The organism is Sphingobium sp. SG1, assembly GCF_057063145.1.
In genome coordinates, this window is the sequence record NZ_JBVVOJ010000009.1 from 35,868 (window position 1) to 58,958 (window position 23,091).

Consider the following 23,091-nt stretch of genomic DNA (forward strand, 5'->3'; position numbering starts at 1 on the left):
GCGAGACCGCGGTTCTCGGCCTTATCATGCCGCCCATAGGGAAGGCCGGACCACCGGCACCGATCATGGGAGGCAAGGATGATCCATCGGAAGACGCTTATTCGTTCGTCGGGCATTGGCGCGGCCATGCTGCTGGCCACCGTGTCGCAACTGGCCGTCGCGCAGGAGGCTGCGCCGCCGCCGGCCCAGGATGACAGCGACCTCATTATCGTCACCGCGCAACGCCGTGCCGAATTGTCGCGCGACGTGCCGATCAGCATCACCGCCGTCACCCAGGATCAGCTCACCAGCGCCGGCGCCAGCCAGCTCACTGACATCGCCACCGTCACCCCCGCGCTGCGCTTCGACAGCGCGGCCGCCTTCGTCCAGCCGACCATTCGCGGCGTCGGCACGGCGGTCGCCAGTTCGGGCGGCGGCGCCAATGTCGGCATCTATGTCGACGGCTTCTACTCGCCCAACCCGCTGGCCGCCGATTTTCAGCTGATGAGCCTGAAAAGCGTGCAGGTGCTGAAAGGACCACAGGGCACGTTGTTCGGCCGCAATACCACCGGCGGCGCGATCCTGCTGACCACGGCCGATCCCAGCAGCGACGGTGCGGGCGAGTTCAAGGTCAGCTATGGCCGCTTCAACAGTCTGGCGGTGCAGGGCTATGCCACCTTCGGCGTGGTCCAGGATGTGGCGATGGATGTCGAGGCGCTGTTCCGGCGCGGCAACGGCTTCGTCCACAATATCACCACCGGCAGCGACCGGGACGGGCGCTACAGCAACTGGTCGGTGCGGACGGGGATCAAGGCGGACATCAGCGATTCCGTGTCGCTGCTGCTGCGCTATACCCATAGCGACACCGATGATCCGACCCTGCTCAACACCAATATCTATGTCGGTGACGATATTGGCGGCGCGGGCACCAACCTGCCGCCCAGCCTCTACGCGACCAAACATGATGAAGTGGCGACCGGCGGCCCGACCGAGTTCCTGTCGAACAATGACGTGATCCAGGCAACGCTGAAGGCGGATCTGGGCTTCGCCGACCTCAGCTCCTACACCCAGTATCGCGACGAGAATTCGCTGATCGTCGAGGATCTGGACAGCACGGCAGCGAACATCTTCCTGTTGCACATTCCGGTGCGCAGCAAGACCTTCTCGCAGGAATTGCTGCTGACCTCGAAGCCGGGCGGACCGCTGCAATGGACCGCGGGTCTCTTCTACTTCAACAACAAGGATACATGGGGCACGCGGGTCGGCACGCCGACCGCCGGCGATCCGCTTGCCAGCATTGCGCTGGGCGGTTCGGGCACCAACAGCAAATCCTATGCCGCCTTTGCCGACCTCACCTATGCCTTCACGCCCGACCTGTTCCTGACGGTGGGCGGGCGCTACAGCCACGACAGGATCGGCGACGCCTATTATATCATCCCCTTCTCCGGCGTGCGCACCTATGTGCCGGACCTCAATGGCGACAAGTTCACGCCGCGCGCGGTGCTGCGCTACAAGCCCAGCGAGGAATCGAGCGTCTACGCCTCCTATAGCAAGGGCTACAAATCGGGCATTCTCGACGTCGGCGGCAATACCGGCAACAAGGTCGCGCCGGAGGATATCGACGCCTATGAAGTCGGCTTCAAATATGATGACCGGCGCCTGTCGGTCGACCTGTCGGCCTATTATTATGATTACAAGAATCTGCAGGTGTCGCTCTATCGCGGCAACCCGCCCTCGGCCCAGATCATCAACGCCGCCTCGTCGGAAATCTATGGTCTGGAAGGCCAGCTCTCCTATCGGCTGACCGACCGGTTCCAGTTCAATGTCGGCGCCGCCTATACCCATGCGCGCTACACCAATTTCGAGGATGCGCCGATCTATACGCGCTGCACCCTGGCCGCCTGCGCGGCGCAGGGGATCAGCTTCGTCGTCGTGCCGACCCAGCTCAACGATGTGCATATGCAGCGTACGCCCGATTTCACCGGCAATGTCGGCGCGCGCTACACGCTGGACCTGGCGGGTGGCTCGCTCGCCCTGTCGGGCAATCTCTATTACACCTCGAAATTCTATTTCGGCCCGTCCGGCACCCAGTTCGCGCAGAAGGGCTATGAGGTGTTGGCGCTGCGCGCGGAATGGACCGACGCCAGCGACCGCTTTTCGCTGGCCGTCTTCGGCGACAATGTCACCGACAGCCGCTACCGCACCCAGGTTCTCAGCAATAATTTCGGGATCGGCAATGTCTGGAGCGCACCCGCGACCTGGGGCGTCCAGGCCGGCGTCAAATTCTGATCCGGGCGGCAAGGGAGAGGATGGCGATGGGCAAGCACTATCGGGTGATCCAGTGGGCCACCGGCAATATCGGCGGCCGTGCCCTGCGCGCGGTGATCGAGCATCCGGGGCTGGACCTGGCCGGTCTTTGGGTCAGTTTGGCGGCGAAAGCGGGGCAGGACGCCGGCACGCTCGCCGGCACCGCGCCGCAGGACATTACCGCCACCAGCGATGTCGACGCACTGGTCGCAACCCCGGCCGATTGCGTCCTCTACATGCGGCAGGGGACTGACATCGACGAACTGTGCCGGCTGCTGGCATCGGGCAAGAATGTCGTCACCACGCGCGGCGATTTCCATCATCCCGCCTCCATGGATCCGGATGTCCGCGCCCGGATCGAGGCGGCCTGCCAGGCCGGCAACAGCTCGATCTACAGCACCGGCTCCAGCCCCGGTTTCGTGACCGAGGCGCTGACCATTCCGTTGCTCTCGCTCTCGCGCCGGCATGACTGCCTGACGATCGACGAGTTTGCCGACATGGAAAGCCGGGATTCGCCCGACCTGCTGTTCAACATCATGGGCTATGGTGTCGCGCCGACGCAATTCGACCAGCGCAAGGTCGATTATGTGAAGCATGATTTCGCCGGCTCGCTCGCCCAACTGGCCGACGCCGCCGGCATCGTGGTCGACCGGTGGGAGGCATTCGGCGAAATGGCGGCGGCGACCCGCGACGTGACGATCGCAGCCGGCACGATCGCCGCCGGCACCGTCGGCGCCCAGCGCATCACCATATCGGGGATGCGGGGCGACAAGGCCGTGCTGCGCTTCCGCGCCAACTGGTATTGCACCCGCGACATAGACCGGCCCGACTGGGAATTGCGCGAGTCCGGCTGGCGTATCCAGGTGCAGGGCGACACGCCGCTCGACGTCAACATCAGCTTCCCGGTCGCGCCGGAGGATTATGCCGCCTTCACGCCGGGCCTGACGGCCCATCGCGCGGTGAATGCCATTCCGGCGGTCTGCGATGCGCCGCCGGGCATCCGCACCACCGCCGATCTGCCGCAGATCATCGCGCAACTGGGGTGAGCATGGACAGGATCGACTTTACCGGCCGCACCATCCTCATCACCGGGGCGGGCGGGGGCCTGGGCCGTGCCTATGCGCTGGACATCGCCGCGCGGGGCGGTGCCGTCATCGTCAATGATCTGGGCGGATCGGTGACGGGGGAGGGAGCGTCCGCGACCATGGCCGACGCCGTCGTGGCGGAAATCGTCGCGGCGGGCGGCATCGCGATCGCCAATGGCGATGATGTGTCGTCGCCCGACGGCGCGCAGGCGATGATCGACCTCGCCATCGCCCGTTTCGGCCGGATCGACGCAGTGATCGCCAATGCCGGCAATATGCGCTTTGCGCCCGTAGAGGATCTGACGGCGGCCGATCTCGATGCGCTGCTCGCCGTCCATGTGCGCGGTTCCTTCAATGTCGCGCGCGCCGCCTGGCCGCATATGCGGGCGCAGGGCGGCGGCCGGCTGGTGCTCACCACATCGGGCGGCGGGATGCTGGGCATGGGGCAATTGTCCGCCTATGGCGCGGCGAAGGGCGGCGTCATGGGGCTGATGCACAATCTGGCGGAGGAGGGGCGCCCGCATGGCATCCTCTGCAACGCGGTAATGCCCAATGCCGCCAGCCGCATGTCGGCGGGCATGAGCGAGGGGACGCTCGGCCATAATCCCTGGGGCCGGGCGCTCGGCCCCAGCTTCGATCCACGCTTCACCGCCGGCCTCGTCGCCTGGTTGGCGCATGATCGCTGCACCTCGACCCACAGCATCTATTCCGCGCTCGGCGGCCGGATCGCACGGGTGTTCGTCGGCGCCACCACGGGATGGGATCATGGGCTGGACGCACCGCCGACGGCCGAGGATGTTGCCGCCCATATCGACAGGATCCGCGACGATGGCGCCGGCTATGCCATCCCGACCGATATCTTCGACGAGTTCCGCATCGTGGCCGAGGGGCGGGGCTAGAGCATTCTGAAGTCGGCTGGAACAGCCGACGACTCGCAGAATGCGGCAAACCAAAGGAAATTAGAGCATCCTCCGATTTAACCTAATCGGAGGATGCTCTAGAAACCCGCCACCATCGCTTCGCTCACCTGCCACAGCTTCAATGCCTGCGCATCATCCTGCGCGGCCGCCGATGGCGTCAGTTCCGCGCGCTGATGGAAATAGCGGCCGCTGCTGCGCCCCGGCTCCTCGGCACTGGCCAGCCAGACCAATGTGTCGGCGGCCTGGGCGGGCGTGACCGATCGGTCGAGGATCGATTCCATATAGGCCTGCATCGGCGCGTCGCAGTGGCTGGCGAAATTGCTCGCGACCACGCCGGGATGCATGGCGTGGGCGATAATGCCGTCATCGGCGACACGGCGGGCCAGTTCGCGGGTGAACAGGATATTGGCGAGCTTCGCATGGCAATAGGCCGCGCCACCGACGAAATTATTGGCGAAGCTGAGGTCGTCCCACTGGATGCCCGGACTCTGTTCATGCCCGGTCGAGGACACGGCGATCACGCGCACTGCGCCCGGCCCCCGCCTAGCGGCGGCAGCACGCAGATTGGGCAGCAATTTCTGCGTCAGCAGGAAGGGCGCGAGATGGTTGGAGGCAAAGGTCGCCTCGAACCCTTCGGGCGTGATCGTCCGTTCCGCCACCACGCCGCCGGCATTGTTGAGCAGCGCGTCGATCTCCGGCGCAAGCGTCGCGATCTCCCGCGCGACCCGCGCCGTATCGGCCATGGAGGAAAGATCGGCGCGCAGCATCGTGAAATCGCCGCCGGCCTCGGCCCTGAGATCGGCCTCTGCGGCGACGCAGCGGGTGGCGTCGCGGCCGATGCCGATCACCCGCCAGCCCTGTTGCAGCAGGGCGCGGGCGGCTTCCTTGCCGACGCCGGCGCTGGCCCCGGTGACGATCGCGATGCGTTGGGTGTCGCTCATGCGTAGACGGGCTCCATAGTGGGGGGACGGCGCCCCAGGGTCAGGAACAGGGCAGCGCCGGCCAGGGTGACGCAGGCGCTGAGCGCCAGGAACGGCGCATAGCTGCCCCAGATGCTCAGGGTGAGGCTGAGCGTCAGTGATCCCAGCGCAGCGCCGCCCGCGATCGCCGCGCCGACGAAACCCATGACCAGGCTGAACACGCCCAGGCCAAAACGGCGCGAGACGAGATAGGCGGCGATGTCGCCCTCCGCCCCCTGCGCCAGCCCCATCATCGCGACGGAGAGGGCGAGGACAATGGTCGCATCCAGTGGCGAGGCCATCAGCGCCATGCCGATCGCCGGCATCGCCAGTGCCAGCGCGGCGACATGGTGCGGCGGCATCCGGTCGAGCGACAGGCCGCAGGCGAAGCGGCCGAGCAGCACGCCGATGGCATAGATGGAAATCAGCCAGGTCGCGGTCTGCGACGCGGCGCCGCTGTCCATCAGCACCAGCTTCATCTGGGCCGAGGCGAGGCCCTGCGGGAAATTGACCAGTACCATGCCGACGATCAGCACCCAGAAAGCGGGATTGCGGAAGATGACGCGGCTGCCGACCGGCGCGGGCGCCCCTGCCTCCTCGACCTCCTCATGGGGATGCACGCCGATATGCGCCGGGGTCAGCAGCACCGCGATCAGGCCGAACACCAGGGTGACGCCGCCCATCAGCAGATAGCCGTTGCGCCAGCCCTGGCTTTCGATGAACCCGCCGAGCAGCGGGGCGATCACCGCGCCGACTAGCGGCGGACCAGTCATCACGATCGAGAAGGCAAGGCCGCGTGCCCGCTCGAACCGTTCGGCGACGATGCGGGTATAGACCGGCGATGTGGTGAGCGTGCCAAGGATGATCTGCAGCACGGCGACGGCGAAGAAGGCGCGGATGCTGCCGGGCTGGAAGGCGAAGCCCAGATAGGCGAGTGGCCCGGCCAGCACGCCCACGGCGGAGACGGCGCGCACGCCGAAGCGGTCGGTCAGCCGCCCGGTGATCGGCTGCATGATCAGCATCAGCAGGCCGAAACTGCCGAGCAGCGCGAATTGCGATTTTGCCCAGCCAAACTCGCCGATCATCTTCGGCGCGAACAGGCTCATCGTATAGGCCGACAGGCCGATGCCGAAGCCCAGTCCCATCGTCGCGGCGAGCAGGGGGCGCCAATGCGTCCGCAACTCACCCCAATAGGCCGATCCCATATCCCTCTCCTCATCTGGTGCCGGCCCCCTCTTGCGGGTGGTCCGGGTTACTAGTCCGATCTGGTCCTTATGCCGTTCAGGAACAGGCGCACGGCGGCCCGCACCCAGTCATCCACCTCGGCGGCGCTCATCGGCTGGGGCGATCCCACCAGCCGGATCGGCCCGCCCAGCACCATCGTCATGAACAGGCTGGCTGCCATGTCCGGCCGGTCCACGCAAATCGCCCCGGCGCTATCATGGCGGCGCAGCAGGTCGGCCAGATGGTCGTGCACCGGCTGGGCGCCCTGGCTGTAGGACAGCATCAGAAGATCGAGGAAACGATAGGATTCGGTGGTGATGATCCGCCGCAGCCGAACGCCCTCGGGTGTCGACAGGTCGGCGATGCGCAGCCGGGCGATCGCGACCAGCGTGGTTTCCAGATCGTCGCCAGCGATCGCCTCCAGAGCGGCGCGCGGCGTGGCGGTGCGTGCGATCGCCCGGCCGACCGCGGCCATGAACAGCGCCCCCTTGTCGGGATAGCGGGCATAGATGGTGCGCTTGGTCATGCCCACGGCGGCGGCCACCGCCTCCATCGTCGTCAGCTCGAACCCCTTGTCGAGGAACATGTCGAGCGCGGCGTCGAGCATTTCGGCCTGGCGTGCCTGCGCCTGCGCGCGGGTCGGGCGCCCGGCGGCGGGGCGGGGATCTGAAATCGGAGTGTCCATGACCAGCATCATTATGGCCCTTGCCGCCTTTTGCGAATCATGCATAATGATACGCACCAGGTGTCATTAATGCACCGGAGCCACAAGGGCAAGGAGCAGGATATGGGCGCGCAGGCCGATCGCCTCACCGGACTGGTCAGTTCGGACTATCGATTCAACATTCCCCACGCCGAATTGCGCGACGCGCAGATCGCGGCGCTGAACGAGCGGTTCCAGGAAAAGAAGGATGGCATCCGCCTGCTCGGCCACCGCGCGCGGGAAGCGGGGATCAGCGAAGTCACCTCGCTCGACGACGCGGTGAAGCTGCTGTTCCCGCATACGGCGTACAAGAGCTACCCCGAAAACTGGCTGATGCAGCAGCGCTGGGACAAGCTGACCCAGTGGCTCAACACCATTTCCGCCCATCCGGTCACCGACATCGACCTCGATGGCATCACCGATGTCGATGACTGGATCGCCCGGCTGCAGGCAGCGGGCCATTATGTCTCCTGCTCCAGCGGCACCACCGGCAAGTCGGCGATGCTGATCGCGTCGCAAGCGGACATGGACTGGTCGAAGGTCGATACCGTCAATGTCTTTGCCTGGGGATCGGGCGTGCAGCCGGCGCAGGACCGCCGCATCATGGGGCTGGCCCCGGTCGCCAAGGTACCCAAGAACGAGATTATCGGGGAAGCCCAGCGCGCGGCCTTTGGCGATCCGGAAAAGGCGATGTTCCAATATCCGGTGCCGCCGATCACCGTCGGCTCGCTGACCCGCATGGTCGTGCTGCGCAAGGCGATGGCGGACGGCAGCGCGCTGCCCGGCGACATTGCCGAGTTCGAGGAAACGTCCCGCTTCCGGCAGGAGGCGATGGACGCCGCCGTCCATATCGCCGCCGATGCGATGATCGAACATCGCGCCGAAAAGCTCTATATCGCGGGCATGTGGAACGCGCTCTACCATGTCGCCAAGGCGGTGCGGGAGCGCGGCTATTCGGCCAAGGATTTCAACCCCGACAACTGCATCTATATCGGTGGTGGCCTCAAGCGCGCGCAACTGCCGGACGACTATCAGCAGTTCGTGCATGAAACCTTCAACATTCCCGAAGGCCGGCATTTCCAGAATTATTCGATGCAGGAACTCAATAGCGGCATGCCCAAATGCCGCGAGGGCGGGCGTTATCATGTGCCGCCCTGGATCGTGCCGATGATCCTGGACAAGGATGGCGATGCGCTGATCACCCATGATCATGATGGCGAGGTCGAGGGGCGGGCCGCCTTCTTCGACCTGTCGCTCGACGGCCGCTGGGGCGGCGTCATCACCGGCGACCGGATATCGGTCGATTACAGTCCCTGTGCCTGCGGCAATAGCGGGCCATCCATTCGCGACAATATTGCCCGCTATGCCGATCTGGATGGCGACGACAAGATCGGCTGCGCGGGCACCGTCGATGCCTATGTGCGAGGTGTGGCATGAGCGTGCTTGAACAGACGGCCCCAGTCGAAACGGCGGCCGAACCGATCCGCGTCGATCATTTCGTGCGCGGCAAACTGGTCGAGGGCGGGGCGGTGCGCCATCGCTCGCGCGATCTGGGCGTCGATTTCGCGACGCCGCAGATCGACCTCAATGCGCTGGTCGCGCCGCGATCCGAACTGCCGCCCCTGCTCGACGTGCCGGTCAGCGAAATCATCGATTTCCTGGTCGAGGCCGGGCAGCGGATGGATTTCGAGACCAATCCCTATCTGCAGGCGGCGCTGGAACATACGGTCAAGGTCAATCCGCTGCCGCGCCGGGTGGTGGAAAATCTGTTCCGCCGGGCCAAGCATTTCCTGACGCCCGAGGGGCTGCGTTGCAGCATCGAATCGAGCTTCCTCAATCCTGCCGCGCTCGACCGCTGGGTGGAGCGCACCGACATGCACGGCAATCGCGGCGCGCTGCGCGCCTTCCCGCCGCGCATGGTGCATATGCTGGCGGGCAATTCGCCCACCGGCTGCATCTCCTCGATTGCGCAGGGCGCGCTGGTGAAGGCGGTCAACGTCTTCAAGATGCCGTCGAGCGACCCGTTCACCTGTGTCGCGATGCTGCGCACCATGGCTGATGTCGATCCTAATCATCCGGTCGTCCGGTCGATGTCGGCGGTCTATTGGCGCGGCGGTGACGAGCGGATCGAAGGGACGCTCTATCGGCCGCAATATTTCGACAAGATCGTCGCCTGGGGTGGCGGCGATGCGATCAAGAATGTCATCAAATATCTGGGGCCGGGCATCCAGATGGTGTCGTTCGATCCCAAGACATCAATCTCGATGATCGGACCGGAAGGGTTCGATCCCGCCGTCATCGAGGATGTCGCCGATGCCGCCGCAACCGACGTCGCGACGATGAATCAGGAAGCCTGCCTCGCCAGCCGCTTCATCTTCGTCGAGGGCGACCGGGCCGGGGTGGAGGCCTTCTGCGCGAAGCTGCAGGAGAAGCTTGGCCTCGATCGCGAAACGGCGTCCGCGGTCGCACATCCGCTGCCGGTCGAGGTGCGCGACGAGATCGAGATGCTGACGCTGATGGGCGACGATACCAAAGTCTGGGGCAAGCCGGACGGCCGGGGCTTGGTCATCCTGACCGACGAGCCGGTCGATTTCCATCCGAGCAACAAGACCGCCAATGTCGTCCATGTCGCCTCGCTCGATGCGGCGGTCCGCTATGTGAATGTCGCGACCCAGACGATCGGCATCTATCCGCCCGAGCGCAAACTGGCGCTGCGCGACCGCCTCGCCAGCGCCGGGGCGCAGCGGGTCGTGCGGCTCGGTGGCGCGGCCAAGCATGTGATGGGCGGCGCCCATGACGGCATGTTGCCGCTCCAGCGCTTCGTCCACTGGATGAGCGACGAGGACGCCTGATCCTATCTGGCCGGGCGGGGAGGGGCCATCGCGCAAGCGATCCTTTCCCGCCCGCATTGCCTCCCGCGTCGAACCGGTTTCAAATCCTGCCCGGACAAGACGGCTCCAGCCGCATGATCGTCGCGCGCCACGACCGCGCCGCAACAGGTGAGGACAAGCGCATGGCAGACAGCGACCCGCATTTCGACACGGCTTCCGCCGTCACGCCGCCCGAAGCGCTGCCCTCCATGGCCTATCGCGCCTATTTCCTGCTGCTGATGGTGCTGGTGTCGGCCTCGGTCCAGGGCGAACGCTATCTGATGGTGGTGATGGTCGAGCCGATCCGCCACGAACTGGGCCTGTCCGACGCGGCGATCGGCATGGCCAAGGACATGATCATCGCGATCGTCTATATCCTCGCCATCATCCCGCTGGCACGGCTCGCCGATGGCTGGTCGAAGCGCAAGATCGTCGCCATCGCCGCCACCGTGTGGAGCGCGGCGGTCATCGTCTGCGGTCTGGCGAAGAGCTTCTGGATATTGCTGATCGGTCGCGCCGGCATCGGCCTTGGCGAAGGCGGCTTCACCCCGCCGTCCCAGGCCTGGATTGCCGATCTTTTCCCGATCCGCCAGCGCGCGACCGCGCTGTCCATCTTCCTGCTGGGCGCCTCGCTCGGAACCTTCCTCGGTCCTGCCGTCGGTGGCTGGGCGGTGCAGGCCTATGGCTGGCGCGAAACGCTGATCTTCGCCTCCATCCCCGGCTTCATCCTGGCGCCGATCGTCTGGTTCACCCTACGCGACAGCCGATCGGGCCTGGCCGACGGCGCCTCGGCCGAACAGGCGCGGCCCGTGCCCTTCCTCCAGACTGCGCGCGAATTGCTGGCGATCCGCACCCTGCCGCCGCTGATCGCCGCCGCATCGCTCAACGCGCTGCTGACCATGGGCTTCATCAGTTGGGCGCCGGCCTTCATGGAACGGACCCATGGCATGCCGGCCAGCCAGGCCGGGTTGCAGATGGGCGGCGCGCTCTTCTTCGGTTCGGCGATCGGCCATACGCTGGGCGGACCGCTGGCCGACTTTCTCGGCCGCCGCGACATGCGCTGGTATGTCTGGATATTGATGCTGTCGGGCGCCTGCGCCACCGCCATCGGCTGGATGATCCTGACCGGGCCGGGCGAGCGGGTCTTCCCGCTCTATGGTCTCAACATGCTGCTGGGTGGTCTCTCTGCGGCGCCGCTGATGGCGGTGGTGGCGGGGCTGGTGCCCTCGCGCTCGCGCGCCACTGCGATCGCGGTTCTGATGGTGTCGATCCAGGTGGTGGGTCTGGGCGGCGGACCGGTGCTGGTGGGCGCGCTCAGCGATGCGCTGCGCCCGGTCTATGGCGAGGATTCGCTGGGCATGGCGATGCGCTGGGCGCTGCTGGTCGGCATTCCCAGCACCATCCTCGCCTGGTTCGCCAGCCGCAGCTGCCGCAAGGATTTCGCCGCGGCCGGCGGCTGGGACCGCAGCGTTATGCCCGCCGCCATCCACTGACGCGAGGAACGCTGCCGATGCCCGCTTATATGATCGTCACCCGCGAAGGCCCGATCGCCGATCAGGAAGCGATGGATACCTATAGCGCGATGAACCGCGCCAATGCCGCGACCTTCGTCGCCCATTACGGCATCCGTCCGCTCGCCGTTTATGGCGCGCAGCAATTGCTGGAAGGCGAGGGTGCGGACGGCGCGATCATCCTGGAATTTCCCGACGCCGCCAAGGCCCGCGCCTGGTATGACAGCCCTGAATATCAGGCGGCCTTGCCCTATCGGATGAAGGCAGCGCCCTATCGCGTGCTGCTGGTCGAGGGACTTTGAGATTCTCCATCAAGGACGCATCATGACCGACATCACCCCCCGTATTTCCCATCTGCCGCGCGACCAGTGGACCGACGACGCGCGCGAGGTCTTCGCCTTCTGGGGCGAACCCAATGCCTGGGAGGAGGGGTCCAAGACCAATGTCATGATGGTGATGGCCAACCATCCACCGCTGGGGAAGGTCTATAATATCTGGGGCAAGCATCTGCTGATGGCGAACAGCCTGTCGACGCGCGCGCTCGAACTGCTGATCCTGCGTGTCGCCTGGCGGGTGAACTCGGCCTATGAGTGGCACAACCATGTCGGCTATGCGCTCAACGCCGGCATCACCCTGGAGGAGATTGGCGCGATCCGCGATTTCCCCGAAGGTGGCGACTGGACGGATCAAGATGCGCTGGTGCTGCGCTCGGTCGACGAACTGATCGAGGATGGCAAGATCAGCGACGCCACTTGGGACGGGCTGGGCGCCTATTATGACACGCGGCAGAAAATGGATCTGGTCTTTTCGATCGGCCATTATGTCATGACCAGCTGGGCGCTCTCCTCCTTCGGCGTCGGTATCGAGGGTGGGGCCGATCCGATCGGCTTCGACCTCAAGACCGGATCGGGCAGGACGCCGGGCAAGACCTTCAAGCCGGGCGAAACCGACAATTGGACCGACACGCGCGGCTACTGATCGTCGTTCCCTTATCGCGCCGGTGATATGGCGGCGGCGTGCCGCTTTTGCGCATTGTCCGCCGCCAAAGGCGCGATAGCAGGGGAACAGATATTCGCTGTTTCAAAGGGGACACACCATGGCCACCAACATCCTGCTGCCCAAGATCGGCTTTTCCATGACCGAGGCGCAGATCGCCGAATGGCTGGCCGAAGACGGCGCGACCGTTACCGAGGGCCAGCCGCTCTATCTGCTCGAAGCCGACAAGTCGGCGAACGAGGTCGAGGCTCCGGCCAGCGGCACGCTGCGCATCATCGCCCAGCCGGGCGAAACCTATGAGGTCGGCACCGTTCTGGGCACGATCGAATAAGATGGTGCTGCGCGTCGGCATCGTCAGCGCCGCCTGGGGCGCCTTCGCGCATCTGCCTGCCTGGCGCGCCATTCCCGGCGTCGAGGTAACGGCGATATGCACCTCGCGCGAGGAGACGGCCCGCGCCGCGCAGCAGCGGCTCGGCCTGCCGCGCGCCTTCTGGAATGCGCAGGAGATGTGCGCGGATCCCGACATCGACATTGTCGACCTCGGCACCCGGCCCAGCGTCCGCCTGCCGATGGTTCTGACCGCGCTCGCCCATGGCAAACATGTCTATAATGCCAGTCCCCACGCGCCCGACTGGGCCGGTGCCAAGGCGATCGCCACGGCCTGGCAAGGCGGCACCAGCATCGGCGTCGTCGACGCCTTCTCGCAATATCTGCCCGCCCTGCGCCAGATGAAGGAGATGCTGGACGATGGCCATATCGGCGCGCCACTCGGCGGCACCTGCCATTTCAACATTTCGCTGTTCAACCAGCCCAACAAGCTGTTCCCCTATAACTGGTTCGCGCAGGCCGGGCAGGGGGTGTCGGCGGTGCGCAACAATGGCAGCCATGCGCTCTATCTGTTGGTCCATCTGCTCGGTCCGATCGCCGAACTGGTCGCCGACGACAGCCAGATACTCAAGCGCTGGGTCTTTCCCGACGGCGACACCATCACGCCCGAAACCACCGATCTCGCCAATGTCATCCTGCGCTTCGAAAGCGGGCTGGTGCTGCAGATGCAGATCAGCTGGAGCATGGCGCTGCATGACGGTTTCCTGCTCGACCTGTTCGGCGACAAGGGGCGGATGGTCTCGACCTCGCCCACTTTCCCGACCGCGCGCGACTGCACGCTGCGCGCCGGGCAATTGGGCGGCACGCTGGCGGATGTGGCGCTGCCCGATGCGTTCAAGACGACGCCCGGCATCGCCCTCGACTGGCAGAGCGAGCCCCAGCCCAGCTACCCGATGGCGCTGTCGATGCAGGCCATGGTGGCGGCGATGCACGGTCGCGGCGCGGCCGCCCCGGACTTCGCCCGCGCGCTGGAGGTCGAACGCATCCAGGAAGCGATCCGCATCTCCAGTGCCGAACGCCGCTGGGTGCGCATGGCGGATATTATCTGACGCGCCACCACCGTTCGTCATGCCAGCGAAGGCTGGCATCTCTCTTCTTTTGGCGATGGGCTTGAAAGAAAAGAGAGATGCCAGCCTTCGCTGGGATGACGGTATGAAGAAGGCTGTCGCCTACGCATCTATCAGTGGCCTTCTATCGCCCTGTAAACTTCGGCGTCCGCTTCTCCTTGAGCGCGGCGATCCCCTCGCGGTGATCGGCGGTGCGGACGCTGAGCGATTCATAGGCGATGCCGGCTTCCATCACCGCGCCGGCGATCCGCTTCAATTCCATGTTGGTCAGGATCTTGGTCCAGCGGATCGCATTGGGCGCGCCGGCCAGCAGCTTGGCGCAAAAGGCATCGACCGCCTCGTCCAGCTCGTCGGCCGGCAGGCAATGGTTGATCAGGCCGATCTCCGCCGCCCTGGCCGCACTCAGCAATTCGCCGGTCAGCAGATATTCCTTCGCCTTGGCAAGGCCGATCCGCTGCGCCCAGATGACCGCGCCGCCATCGCCGGCGACCAGGCCGATGCCGACATGCGGGTCGCCGATCTTCGCCCCCTCGGCGGCAAAGATGATGTCGCACAGCAAGGCGATCGACGCGCCCAACCCGACCGCATGGCCGTTCATCCGGCACACCACCGGCTTTTCGATGTCGAGCAGGGCGGACACGATCCGCTTGGCCTGCCGCGCCTCATGGTCGAACAGATGCGGATTGGCGGCATTATGCTCCATATGGGCGATGTCGCCACCGGCGGAGAAAGCGCGCCCGGCGCCGGTCAGCAGCACCACGTCCGACCCATTGTCGCGGCCGGCAAAGGCCAGCGCCTCGGGCAATTCGTCATGCAGGTCGAGATTGACTGCGTTCAGCGCTTCCGGCCGGTTGAGCGTCATCACCAACAGCCGCCCCCGCCGCTCCAGCAGGATGGTGCGATAATCGGGCAGGTCGTGGTTCATGCGTCTCTCCTTGCGGCCTGCTCTAGCATGGCGCCGTGCGGCGCGAACGTCGCCGTGGCGATGAGCGTGGCTTCGCCCTCCCCATCATCGCCCCGGCACGATAGCCCGGACGCACAGAAAAGGGAGAGCGGCGCATGGACGGGTTCGACGAGATATTCGACTGGGTGGTCGTGGGCAGCGGCGCTGGGTCGATGAGTTCGGCGCTGGTCATGCGCCAGGCCGGCAAGTCGGTCGTCATCCTGGAAAAGACCGACAAGATCGGCGGCACCACCGCCAAGTCGGGCGGCGTCATGTGGATTCCCGCCAACCGCTTCATGCTGGCCGATGGCGAGGCGGACAGTGCCGAGGCGGCGATGACCTATCTCGACGCGCTGCAGGCGCTGGACGGCCATCCGGCCCCCGGCACCTCGCGCGAGAAGCGCCTCGCCTATGTGACGCAGGCGCCGCGCGCGGTCGATTTCCTGGTGGATCAGGGAGTGGCGCTGCAACGCGGTTCGACCTTCTGGCCGGATTATTACGATGAGCAGCCCGGCGGTTGCAAGACGTCGCGCACCGTGGTGGCCAGGCCCTTCAACCGCAAGGAACTGGGCGACTGGGCCGACCGGCTGCGTCAGGGTTTTGCGGAGTTCAACGTCACGCTGGTCGAGGGGATGGAGGCGCAGGGCCATCGCCGCACCAACAAGGCGTCGGGCAAGATGATGGCCAAGATCGCGCTGCGCACCATTCGCGACAAGCTGCTGGGCCGCAAATATACGACGGCCGGGGCCGCGCTGCAGGGGCGGATGCTGAAAGCCGTGCTGGCCGCCGGTGCAGATGTCCGCACCGATACGCCGGTAAGGGAGGTCGTCGTGCAGGAGGGGATCGCGACCGGCGTCGTCACGGTGAAGGACGGCAAGCCCTGGCGGATCGGCGCGCGGCTGGGCGTGCTGGTCAATGCCGGCGGCTTTGCCCGCAACCAGGCGATGCGCGACCGCTACATGCCGGGCACCCGCGCCGAATGGTCGCAGACGCCCGAGGGCGACACCGGCGAGATGCAGCAGGAACTGGAGCGGATCGGCGGCCGGCTGGCACAGATGGACCAGATGGTCGGCTATCAGCTCACCCCCGCGCCCGGCTGGGACAAGGGCTATGTCGCGCCCGGCGCCCAGTCGATGACCGGCAAGCCGCACGCCATATTGGTCGATCAGGGCGGCACTCGCTTCATGAATGAAGGGGGCAGTTACGAGCTTTATTGTGAAACGATGGTCCGGCGGAACGCGGTGGTGCCGGCGGTGCCGAGCTGGGCGATCCTGGACCGTCAATATGTCGAACTTTATGCCGTCGCCGGCCGCTTCATCGACAAGGCGATTCCCGAAGGCTGGGTGGAAAGCGGCTATCTGCACAGCGCCGACACGATCGAGGGGCTGGCGGCCAGCATCGGCGCCGATCCCGCCACCCTGGCCGCGACGGTGGCGCGCTGGAACGGCTTCGTTGCCGTCGGCAAGGATGGGGACTTTGATCGCGGCGCGCGCGCCTATGACAATTGCGGCTTCGTCGGCGATCCCTTTTCCGCGGAACGCTCCATGGGATCGATCGAGAAGGGGCCTTTCTACGCCGTGCCGGTCGTGCCGGGCGATGTCAGCACCTATGGCGGCGTCGTCACCGACGAACGCGGGCGGGTGGTCGATGGTGCAGGCGCGCCGATCCCCGGCCTCTATGCCACCGGCGTCACCACCGCATCGGTGATGGGCAATGTCTATGTCGCGGCGGGCGCCAGCATCGGGCCGTCGATGGTGTTCGGCTACATCGCCGCGCGCCATGCGGCGGGGCTGGAAAATCAGTAACGAAGGAAGGGAATAGCCCGGAAAACCATTGCCCCCGACGCGGGGGGAGTGCGCCGGGGGCCTGGTAAGATGTCTCGGCCTGAGGGGGCTGGCCGGGACTATTCAGAGATAGGAAGCCGCCCGCCGCTTTCAACCCGCGTCGGACGGAGAATTTTCATCCTGCGCATCGAACCGGGCCGGACGCGAGAGCAGGAAGGGCAGGCTGGGCGAGGCGATCTTGGTCTGGCCGCCATCGGCGTGGATCAGGGTCACGCGGCCGACCCCCGGCGAGGCCACGACCGCGACCACCGTATCGACCCATTGGTGCAGCACCGCGCGCGAATGGGCGAGTTCGTCGCCGCCGGTCCGGGCATCGCCTTCCGCCTCCAGTTCGGCCTCCAGTTGCAGCACGCGCTTGGCCGCCTCGCGCGCCTCTTCATTCTTGTCCATGCGTCCGTTCCAGAATTTAGAGTAGGTTTATCCCGATCTTGCCGAAGAATTGGCCGCTTTCCAGATGGCGGCAGGCATCGGCCAGACGGGTGAGATCATGGACCGCATCGACCACCGGCCGGATGCGATGCTGCGCGCAAAAGGCCAGCATGGCCTCATGCTCGGCGCGGTTGCCGACCGAGATGCGGGCGACCGGATGGCCGCCGACATCGGCAAGGTGCCAGCTGAACTCGGACCCCAGCATGCCGATCGCGGCGATCACCCCGCCGGGATTGAGCAGCGATGCGGCGGTTTCCACCTGGCTGGCACCGACCACATCGACGACGATGTCGACACCGCGCCCGCCCAGCGCCTGGCGGATCGCCGCCGGCCAGTCGGGATCGGTCCGATAATTGACGCTGATGTCGGCGCCCAGCGCACGGGCACGCGCCAGCTTCGCGTCGGAGGAGGAGGTGATGGCGACATGGGCGCCGGCCGCCTTGGCAAATTGCAATGCCGCGATCGAGACGCCGCCGGTGCCCTGGCATAATATCCATTCGCCCCGCTGGATCGGGCGGGGCAGGAACAGCGCGTTCCAGGCGGTGAGGCCAGCGCAGGTCAAAGTCGCCGCCTCCAGATCGCCGAGCGCGTCCGGCACGATGCACAGGCTTTCCGCCGGAAAGACCGCATATTGGCGGGCGACGCCGTCGGCGCTGCCGCCCAGCATCGCCATGCTCGGCTGTCGTCCCTCCAGCCAGCCCAGCGCGAAGATCGGATTGACCCGGTCGCCCGGCTTCACATGCGATACGCCCTCGCCGACCGCGACCACCTCGCCGGTGGCGCAGGACAGGGGGACATAATCGGGTTCCTTGGCGAGCGCCGCCATCATGCCGCGGGCGATGATCAGGTCGCGGAAATTGAGCGTCGCCGCCTTGAGCCGCACCAGCGCCTCGCCCGGCCCCGCAACCGGGATCGGCACGCTGTGGATCGCGATCCCCTCAATCCCTTCGCCGCCCCTGGCGACGGCGGTCAGCATGTTCGTCATCGCGCGCTCTCCCTGCTGCCAGCTTGGGCCGATCGGACCGCATTGCAAGCATCGCCGGCCGCATATCGGTGGAGCGAAATCGCGCGGAAAAGCGACGCATTTTCGCGCCTTTTGGGGCGCGGCACCACATATCGCCGGGGCGAGTTGACCCCCGATGCCCGACGGCCAATGCAGGGGGCACATTCCATAGCCATCGAGGAACCCATGGCAGAGTTGAGCAACGCCCCGGCGCCGAGCCAGGAAGCGCTGGTGGACATCTACCGCCGCATGATCCGGATCGAGCGCAACGACGACGCGATCCGCAAGACCATCCGCCTGGGGCGGCTGGTGATGCCCTATTATTCGGCGCGCGGGCAGGAAGTGATCCCCGCGACCATCTCGTCGCTGCTGACCGATGATGACAAGATCTGCACCATTTATCGCGGCATCCACGACATGGTGGCCAAGGATATGCCGCTGCGCCCGCTCTGGGCGGAGATTGCCGGGCGCGTCGATGGCACCTGCAAGGGCAAGGGCGGGCCGATGCACCTCACCCATCCCGAAACCGGGGTGATGGTGACGACCGGCATCGTCGGCTCCTCCATGCCGATCGCCAATGGCCTTGCCTGGGCGGCGAAGCTGGATGGATCGAAGCGGGTGACGATTGCCTATTTCGGCGATGGCGCATCGAACATCGGCGCCTTCCACGAGGCACTGAACCTCGCGTCGGTGTGGAAGCTTCCGGTGATCTTCGTGTGCCAGAATAACGGCTTTGCCGAACATACGCGCTACGAAAATGGCACCTCGGTCGACTTCATCGCCAAGCGCGCGATCGGCTACGGCATGCCCGGCCATACGGTCGACGGCAATGATCCGCTCGCCATGTATGCCGCCGCGCATGAAGCGATTACCCGCGCCCGCGAGGGCGAGGGGCCGACCCTGCTGGAGTGCAAGACCTTCCGTTTCCTGGGCCATGTCCTGGGCGACGACGACAAGTACATGACCAAGGAAGAAAAGGCCGCGGCGATCGCCAAGGATCCGCTGCCCGCCTTCAAGGCATGGCTGGTGGCACAGGGCCACGCGACCGAGGATCAGCTGGCCGACATGCAGGCGAAGATCGAGGCCGAGGTCGAGGATGCCCAGGAATTCGGGCTGGCCAGCCCGCTGCCGTCGGTCGACGAACTGCGCCGCGATGTGTTTGCCCAGGAGATGCCCGCATGACGGCCAAGAAGATGAACTCGCTCCAGGCCGTCAATTCGGCGCTCGCCCAGGCGATGGCGGAGGATGACAAGGTGCTGGTGCTGGGCGAGGATGTCGCCGACCGCGAGGGCGGCGGCGTCACCGGCGCGACCGCCGGCCTGTCGACCCGCTTCGGCGACGATCGCGTCAAGTCGACGCCGATTTCCGAACAGGCGATCATCGGCGCGGCGATCGGCGCGGCACTGGCCGGCTACAAGCCGGTGGCGGAGATCATGCTGATGAACTTCACCACTGTCGCCATGGACATGATCTTTAACCATGCGGCCAAGCTGCGCTTCATGTCGGGCGGGCAGAGCACGGTGCCGATCACCATCCGCACCCTGACCGGCGCGGGCTGGCAGACCGCCGGCCAGCATGCCGACCATCTGGAAGGCTGGTTCGCCCACACCGCCGGCATCAAGGTGGTCGCGCCCTCGACCCCGGCCGATTACAAGGGGCTGCTCTTGTCCTGCATCCAGGACCCCGATCCCTGCATCTTCATCGAATCCGCCGGCAGCCTGTTCATTCCGGGCGAGGTGGATGAGGTTGCGACGCCGATTCCGCTCGGCAAGGCGCGGATCGTGCAGGAAGGCACCGACATCACCATCATCTCCTGGTCGTCGCAGCTGCTGCGCTGCCAGGCCGCGCTGCCGGCATTGGCGGAGGCAGGCATTTCGGCCGAACTGGTCGACCTGCGCACCGTATCGCCCTGGGACCGGGAAGCGGTGCTGGCTTCGGTCGCCAAGACCGGCCGCGCGCTGGTGGTGCATGAGGCTGTGCGCGATTTCGGTCCGGGCGGCGAAATCGCCTCGACCATTGCGGAGGAACTGTTCGGTCAGCTCAAGGCCCCGGTCCGACGCCTGGGCGCGCCCAAGTCGCCGGTGCCCTTCGCCAAGGTGCTGGAGGACGCCTATATCGTCTCGCCCGAGCGCGTGGCCGACACGGTCAAGGCGCTGATGGCCTGAAGATCGGAAGGCGGCCGGGGCAGTAATCCGGCCGCTTTCTTCTTACCGCCCCACCTCCCCCACCGGCAGCACGGTGGTGAATTTCGTCACCGACAGGGCGAAGTGGGAGGAGGCGCCGCCGACCGAGGGGTGTTTGAGCAGGTTGCGCATCAGGAAATGCTCATAATCGGCGACGTCGGAGGCCACGACCCGCATCAGATAGTCCCATTCGCCCGACATGAGGTAGCATTCCATGATCTGCGGATGCGCCTCGACAAAGGCGTGGAAGGCGTCGACGCTTTCGCTGGTGTGGCTCTTCATCCGCACGCTGCACAAGATGTTGACGGCATGGCCCAGCTTCTCCGCATCGGCGAGGCGCACCGCGCCCTTGAGCACGCCCATCTCCTCCAGCGCCCGGATCCGCCGCCAGCAGGAAGGGGCGGTGCTGCCGACCCGTTCGGCCAGGTCCGCATTGCTGAGCGAAGCGTCGCGCTGAAGCTCTGCGACGATGCGGCGGTCGAGCGCATCGAGATTGACGGATTTGTTCATGATATCGCCGATCGGTGAATTGATTTCCCAAAATCCCTTGTAAATTCTCCCCGATTGAAAGGCAATTACGTCCACTCTGTGAGAGATTGGCGTGATGGTAGAGGAGCTTGAACCACCCGCAGGCGCTGCGACCGACTGGACGATCCCGCAGGCGTGGGACCGCTACAGCGCGGCCGAGCATGCGATGTGGGATACGCTGTTCGCGCGCCAGTCCGCCATGCTGCCCGACCGGGTGGTGCCCGAGTTCATGACCGGGCTTGATATCCTGCGCATCAACCGCCCCGGCATCCCCAATTTCGAGGAACTGTCCGATCGGCTGATGCGCGCGACCGGCTGGCAGGTGGTGGCCGTGCCGGGGCTGGTGCCGGATCGGGTCTTCTTCGAGCATCTGGCCAATCGCCGCTTTGTCGCCGGCCGCTTCATCCGCACCCCCGACCAGATCGACTATCTGCAGGAGCCGGACATTTTCCACGATGTCTTCGGCCATGTGCCGCTGCTCGCGAATCCGGTCTTCGCCGACTATATGGAGGCCTATGGTGAGGGCGGCCTGCGCGCCGCCGATCTGGGTGCGATCGAGCGGCTGGCCCGGCTCTACTGGTACACGGTCGAATTCGGCCTCATTCGCCGGCCCGAGGGGCTGCGCCTCTATGGCGCGGGCATCGTCTCCTCCTATGGCGAATCCGTCTTCGCGCTCGACGATCCCTCGCCCCATCGCCTTGGCTTCGACCTCAGGCGGCTGATGCGCACCCGCTATCGCATCGACGATTATCAGCAGAGCTATTTCGTCATCGACAGTTTCGAGGATTTGCTGCGCCAGACGGTCGAGACCGACTTCGCCCCGCTTTATGCGCAACTGGCAGGGCAGCCCGATTTCGCGACCGACGCGATCACCGACACCGACATCATCTACACCCGTGGCACCCAAGCCTATGCCCGTGCCCGCGCTTCTGAGGTTCTATGACAGACACGACCCTTCTTGCCCCGGCGCCCGGCCGGTCCCTGTTCGGTGCGCTCGATCGCCAGGCGCCCGACGCGCTGCTGGGGCTGATCGCGCAGTATCGCGCCGATCCGCGCGCCGACAAGATTGACCTGGGCGTCGGCGTTTATCGCGACGAGGCGGGCGCGACCCCGGTAATGCGCGCGGTGAAGGCGGCAGAAGCGCTGCTGCTGGCCGAGCAGGGGAGCAAATCCTATCTCGGGCCGGAGGGCGACACGGGCTTTGTCGACCTGCTCGCCGCCATCATCTTTGGTCCGCTGGCAGGGGCCGACCGGATCGCCGGTGTGCAGACGCCGGGCGGCACCGGCGCACTGCGGCTGGGCGCCGACCTCATCGCCCGTGCGCGGCCCGGTGCCACCGTGTGGATCGGTGATCCGACCTGGCCCAATCATGCGCCGATCTTCCGCGAGGCCGGGCTGGCGCTGGCGTCGCACCGTTTCCTGGATGGTGCCGGCGCGGTCGATTTCGACGCGATGCTGGCCGATCTGGCCGCGGCCCAGGCCGGTGACGTGCTGCTGCTCCATGGCTGCTGCCATAATCCGACCGGCGTCGATTTCAGCGCCGATCAATGGGCGGCGATCACCGATCTGTGCGCGGCGCGCGGCCTGATCCCCTTCATCGACCTCGCCTATCAGGGTCTGGGCGACGGGCTGGAAGCGGACGCCGCCGCCACGCGGCAGATGTTGGCCGCCGTGCCCGATGCGCTGGTCGCCTATAGCTGCGACAAGAATTTCGGCCTCTATCGCGAGCGGGTGGGCGCGCTGTGGGTGCAGGGGGCGAATGCCGCGCTGACCGCGCTCGCCTTTTCCAACATCGTCGCGCTGGCGCGCGGCATCTGGTCGATGCCGCCCGATCATGGCGCGGCGATCGTGCGCACCATCCTGGAACGGCCGGCGATGCGCGCGCAATGGACGGACGAGCTGGACCAGATGCGCACCCGCATCAATGCGCTGCGCGCCGCGCTGGCGGCGGCCCATCCGCAGCTTGCCGCCATTGCCGGCCAGCGCGGCATGTTCGCGATGCTGCCGGTAACCCCTGCCGCCGTCGCCGCGATGCGCGCCGACCATGGCATCTACATGGCCGGCAATGGCCGCATCAACATCGCCGGGCTGCGGCTCGACACCATCCCCGCCTTTGTCGCCGGCCTTTCGCCGCATCTGCCTTCTGCCTGAGG

22 protein-coding genes are annotated in these 23,091 nt (G+C 66.0%); 15 read left to right on the forward strand and 7 right to left on the reverse strand.

Going from position 1 to position 23,091, the window contains the following annotated elements; all coding sequences use genetic code 11:
• Positions 1-78 precede the first annotated feature (78 nt).
• The 3 genes from AC0KVN_RS18300 to AC0KVN_RS18310 are packed head-to-tail and all read left to right on the forward strand — an operon-like array spanning position 79 to position 4,270.
• Positions 79-2,268, forward strand: coding sequence for a TonB-dependent receptor (locus tag AC0KVN_RS18300; RefSeq protein WP_483656251.1), 2,190 nt, complete (start codon positions 79-81; stop codon positions 2,266-2,268).
• Between the two features lie 26 nt (positions 2,269-2,294).
• A complete protein-coding gene (locus AC0KVN_RS18305; RefSeq protein WP_435568631.1) occupies positions 2,295-3,332 on the forward strand; it encodes an NAD(P)H-dependent amine dehydrogenase family protein in 1,038 nt (345 codons plus the stop codon).
• A 2-nt stretch (positions 3,333-3,334) separates the two neighbouring features.
• Positions 3,335-4,270, forward strand: a complete 936-nt coding sequence (locus AC0KVN_RS18310; RefSeq protein WP_483656252.1) for an SDR family NAD(P)-dependent oxidoreductase — start codon at positions 3,335-3,337, stop codon at positions 4,268-4,270.
• 98 nt (positions 4,271-4,368) lie between these two features.
• Here the strand turns inward: AC0KVN_RS18310 and AC0KVN_RS18315 are convergent, their stop codons facing one another.
• The 3 genes from AC0KVN_RS18315 to AC0KVN_RS18325 are packed head-to-tail and all read right to left on the reverse strand — an operon-like array spanning position 4,369 to position 7,159.
• Positions 4,369-5,232, reverse strand: coding sequence for an SDR family NAD(P)-dependent oxidoreductase (locus tag AC0KVN_RS18315; protein WP_435568602.1), 864 nt, complete (start codon positions 5,230-5,232; stop codon positions 4,369-4,371).
• Positions 5,229-6,455, reverse strand: a complete 1,227-nt coding sequence (locus tag AC0KVN_RS18320; RefSeq protein WP_435568601.1) for an MFS transporter — start codon at positions 6,453-6,455, stop codon at positions 5,229-5,231. Before AC0KVN_RS18320 ends, AC0KVN_RS18315 begins: the two co-directional genes overlap by 4 nt.
• Positions 6,456-6,505: 50 nt before the next feature.
• Positions 6,506-7,159 carry a TetR/AcrR family transcriptional regulator gene (locus AC0KVN_RS18325; RefSeq protein ID WP_435568600.1) on the reverse strand — a complete coding sequence of 218 codons (654 nt, stop codon included), beginning with the start codon at positions 7,157-7,159 and terminating at the stop codon, positions 6,506-6,508.
• A gap of 69 nt (positions 7,160-7,228) precedes the next feature.
• On the opposite strand from AC0KVN_RS18325, the gene AC0KVN_RS18330 reads away from it, so the two are divergent.
• The 7 genes from AC0KVN_RS18330 to AC0KVN_RS18360 all read left to right on the forward strand — a co-directional run bounded on the left by AC0KVN_RS18330 (position 7,229) and on the right by AC0KVN_RS18360 (position 13,990).
• Positions 7,229-8,614 (forward strand): hypothetical protein, encoded by a 1,386-nt coding sequence (locus AC0KVN_RS18330; protein WP_435568599.1) that lies wholly within the window; start codon positions 7,229-7,231, stop codon positions 8,612-8,614.
• Positions 8,611-10,029, forward strand: coding sequence for an acyl-CoA reductase (locus AC0KVN_RS18335; protein ID WP_435568598.1), 1,419 nt, complete (start codon positions 8,611-8,613; stop codon positions 10,027-10,029). The genes AC0KVN_RS18330 and AC0KVN_RS18335 overlap by 4 nt, the downstream gene beginning before the upstream one ends.
• 161 nt (positions 10,030-10,190) lie before the next feature.
• Positions 10,191-11,540: an MFS transporter gene (locus AC0KVN_RS18340; protein WP_435568597.1), complete on the forward strand. Its 1,350-nt coding sequence runs from the start codon at positions 10,191-10,193 to the stop codon at positions 11,538-11,540.
• Positions 11,541-11,557: 17 nt separating this feature from the next.
• The gene (locus AC0KVN_RS18345) at positions 11,558-11,860 is read left to right on the forward strand and encodes a DUF1330 domain-containing protein (RefSeq protein WP_125998014.1); all 303 of its coding nucleotides are present in this window, start codon (positions 11,558-11,560) and stop codon (positions 11,858-11,860) included.
• Between the two features lie 22 nt (positions 11,861-11,882).
• On the forward strand, positions 11,883-12,536 hold the full coding sequence (locus tag AC0KVN_RS18350) for a carboxymuconolactone decarboxylase family protein (RefSeq protein WP_435568596.1): 654 nt from the start codon (positions 11,883-11,885) through the stop codon (positions 12,534-12,536).
• Positions 12,537-12,654: 118 nt separating this feature from the next.
• Entirely contained in the window at positions 12,655-12,885 is a 231-nt protein-coding gene (locus tag AC0KVN_RS18355) for a biotin/lipoyl-containing protein (protein WP_435568595.1), read from the forward strand.
• 1 nt (position 12,886) lies between these two features.
• Positions 12,887-13,990 carry a Gfo/Idh/MocA family protein gene (locus AC0KVN_RS18360; RefSeq protein WP_435568594.1) on the forward strand — a complete coding sequence of 368 codons (1,104 nt, stop codon included), beginning with the start codon at positions 12,887-12,889 and terminating at the stop codon, positions 13,988-13,990.
• A gap of 142 nt (positions 13,991-14,132) precedes the next feature.
• Here AC0KVN_RS18360 and AC0KVN_RS18365 read toward each other — a convergent pair whose 3' ends face one another.
• Positions 14,133-14,933, reverse strand: a complete 801-nt coding sequence (locus AC0KVN_RS18365; protein ID WP_435568593.1) for an enoyl-CoA hydratase/isomerase family protein — start codon at positions 14,931-14,933, stop codon at positions 14,133-14,135.
• 134 nt (positions 14,934-15,067) lie between these two features.
• Here AC0KVN_RS18365 and AC0KVN_RS18370 point away from each other — a divergent pair, with 134 nt between their 5' ends.
• The gene (locus tag AC0KVN_RS18370) at positions 15,068-16,756 is read left to right on the forward strand and encodes an FAD-dependent oxidoreductase (protein WP_483656253.1); all 1,689 of its coding nucleotides are present in this window, start codon (positions 15,068-15,070) and stop codon (positions 16,754-16,756) included.
• A gap of 129 nt (positions 16,757-16,885) precedes the next feature.
• On the opposite strand, the gene AC0KVN_RS18375 is transcribed toward AC0KVN_RS18370, so the two are convergent.
• Complete coding sequence (locus AC0KVN_RS18375) at positions 16,886-17,185, reverse strand: hypothetical protein (RefSeq protein WP_435568591.1); 300 nt, start codon at positions 17,183-17,185, stop codon at positions 16,886-16,888.
• 16 nt (positions 17,186-17,201) lie between these two features.
• Positions 17,202-18,209 (reverse strand): zinc-dependent alcohol dehydrogenase family protein, encoded by a 1,008-nt coding sequence (locus tag AC0KVN_RS18380; protein ID WP_435568590.1) that lies wholly within the window; start codon positions 18,207-18,209, stop codon positions 17,202-17,204.
• Positions 18,210-18,413: 204 nt separating this feature from the next.
• Here AC0KVN_RS18380 and AC0KVN_RS18385 point away from each other — a divergent pair, with 204 nt between their 5' ends.
• Together AC0KVN_RS18385 and AC0KVN_RS18390 are read left to right on the forward strand one after the other, a co-directional pair.
• Complete coding sequence (locus AC0KVN_RS18385) at positions 18,414-19,409, forward strand: thiamine pyrophosphate-dependent dehydrogenase E1 component subunit alpha (RefSeq protein WP_010335430.1); 996 nt, start codon at positions 18,414-18,416, stop codon at positions 19,407-19,409.
• Positions 19,406-20,392 (forward strand): alpha-ketoacid dehydrogenase subunit beta, encoded by a 987-nt coding sequence (locus tag AC0KVN_RS18390; RefSeq protein WP_435568589.1) that lies wholly within the window; start codon positions 19,406-19,408, stop codon positions 20,390-20,392. The genes AC0KVN_RS18385 and AC0KVN_RS18390 overlap by 4 nt, the downstream gene beginning before the upstream one ends.
• 42 nt (positions 20,393-20,434) lie before the next feature.
• Here AC0KVN_RS18390 and AC0KVN_RS18395 read toward each other — a convergent pair whose 3' ends face one another.
• Positions 20,435-20,920, reverse strand: a complete 486-nt coding sequence (locus AC0KVN_RS18395; protein ID WP_188084040.1) for an Lrp/AsnC family transcriptional regulator — start codon at positions 20,918-20,920, stop codon at positions 20,435-20,437.
• A gap of 94 nt (positions 20,921-21,014) precedes the next feature.
• On the opposite strand from AC0KVN_RS18395, the gene phhA reads away from it, so the two are divergent.
• Both phhA and AC0KVN_RS18405 read left to right on the forward strand, forming a co-directional pair.
• On the forward strand, positions 21,015-21,881 hold the full coding sequence (phhA, locus tag AC0KVN_RS18400; RefSeq protein WP_435568588.1) for a phenylalanine 4-monooxygenase: 867 nt from the start codon (positions 21,015-21,017) through the stop codon (positions 21,879-21,881).
• Entirely contained in the window at positions 21,878-23,089 is a 1,212-nt protein-coding gene (locus AC0KVN_RS18405) for an amino acid aminotransferase (RefSeq protein WP_279727360.1), read from the forward strand. Before phhA ends, AC0KVN_RS18405 begins: the two co-directional genes overlap by 4 nt.
• The last annotated feature ends 2 nt before the right edge of the window (positions 23,090-23,091 follow it).

Excerpts from the sequence above, each read along its gene's own strand:
- AC0KVN_RS18375 (WP_435568591.1), bottom strand. The coding sequence starts at position 17,185 with ATGGACAAGAATGAAGAGGCGCGCGAGGCGGCCAAGCGCGTGCTGCAA.
- AC0KVN_RS18360 (WP_435568594.1), top strand. The coding sequence starts at position 12,887 with ATGGTGCTGCGCGTCGGCATCGTCAGCGCCGCCTGGGGCGCCTTCGCG.
- AC0KVN_RS18405 (WP_279727360.1), top strand. The coding sequence starts at position 21,878 with ATGACAGACACGACCCTTCTTGCCCCGGCGCCCGGCCGGTCCCTGTTC.
- AC0KVN_RS18385 (WP_010335430.1), top strand. The coding sequence starts at position 18,414 with ATGGCAGAGTTGAGCAACGCCCCGGCGCCGAGCCAGGAAGCGCTGGTG.
- AC0KVN_RS18350 (WP_435568596.1), top strand. The coding sequence starts at position 11,883 with ATGACCGACATCACCCCCCGTATTTCCCATCTGCCGCGCGACCAGTGG.
- AC0KVN_RS18390 (WP_435568589.1), top strand. The coding sequence starts at position 19,406 with ATGACGGCCAAGAAGATGAACTCGCTCCAGGCCGTCAATTCGGCGCTC.
- AC0KVN_RS18365 (WP_435568593.1), bottom strand. The coding sequence starts at position 14,933 with ATGAACCACGACCTGCCCGATTATCGCACCATCCTGCTGGAGCGGCGG.
- AC0KVN_RS18320 (WP_435568601.1), bottom strand. The coding sequence starts at position 6,455 with ATGGGATCGGCCTATTGGGGTGAGTTGCGGACGCATTGGCGCCCCCTG.
- AC0KVN_RS18315 (WP_435568602.1), bottom strand. The coding sequence starts at position 5,232 with ATGAGCGACACCCAACGCATCGCGATCGTCACCGGGGCCAGCGCCGGC.
- AC0KVN_RS18380 (WP_435568590.1), bottom strand. The coding sequence starts at position 18,209 with ATGACGAACATGCTGACCGCCGTCGCCAGGGGCGGCGAAGGGATTGAG.
- phhA (WP_435568588.1), top strand. The coding sequence starts at position 21,015 with ATGGTAGAGGAGCTTGAACCACCCGCAGGCGCTGCGACCGACTGGACG.
- AC0KVN_RS18370 (WP_483656253.1), top strand. The coding sequence starts at position 15,068 with ATGGACGGGTTCGACGAGATATTCGACTGGGTGGTCGTGGGCAGCGGC.
- AC0KVN_RS18335 (WP_435568598.1), top strand. The coding sequence starts at position 8,611 with ATGAGCGTGCTTGAACAGACGGCCCCAGTCGAAACGGCGGCCGAACCG.
- AC0KVN_RS18340 (WP_435568597.1), top strand. The coding sequence starts at position 10,191 with ATGGCAGACAGCGACCCGCATTTCGACACGGCTTCCGCCGTCACGCCG.
- AC0KVN_RS18330 (WP_435568599.1), top strand. The coding sequence starts at position 7,229 with ATGCACCGGAGCCACAAGGGCAAGGAGCAGGATATGGGCGCGCAGGCC.
- AC0KVN_RS18305 (WP_435568631.1), top strand. The coding sequence starts at position 2,295 with ATGGGCAAGCACTATCGGGTGATCCAGTGGGCCACCGGCAATATCGGC.
- AC0KVN_RS18325 (WP_435568600.1), bottom strand. The coding sequence starts at position 7,159 with ATGGACACTCCGATTTCAGATCCCCGCCCCGCCGCCGGGCGCCCGACC.
- AC0KVN_RS18310 (WP_483656252.1), top strand. The coding sequence starts at position 3,335 with ATGGACAGGATCGACTTTACCGGCCGCACCATCCTCATCACCGGGGCG.
- AC0KVN_RS18345 (WP_125998014.1), top strand. The coding sequence starts at position 11,558 with ATGCCCGCTTATATGATCGTCACCCGCGAAGGCCCGATCGCCGATCAG.
- AC0KVN_RS18300 (WP_483656251.1), top strand. The coding sequence starts at position 79 with ATGATCCATCGGAAGACGCTTATTCGTTCGTCGGGCATTGGCGCGGCC.
- AC0KVN_RS18395 (WP_188084040.1), bottom strand. The coding sequence starts at position 20,920 with ATGAACAAATCCGTCAATCTCGATGCGCTCGACCGCCGCATCGTCGCA.
- AC0KVN_RS18355 (WP_435568595.1), top strand. The coding sequence starts at position 12,655 with ATGGCCACCAACATCCTGCTGCCCAAGATCGGCTTTTCCATGACCGAG.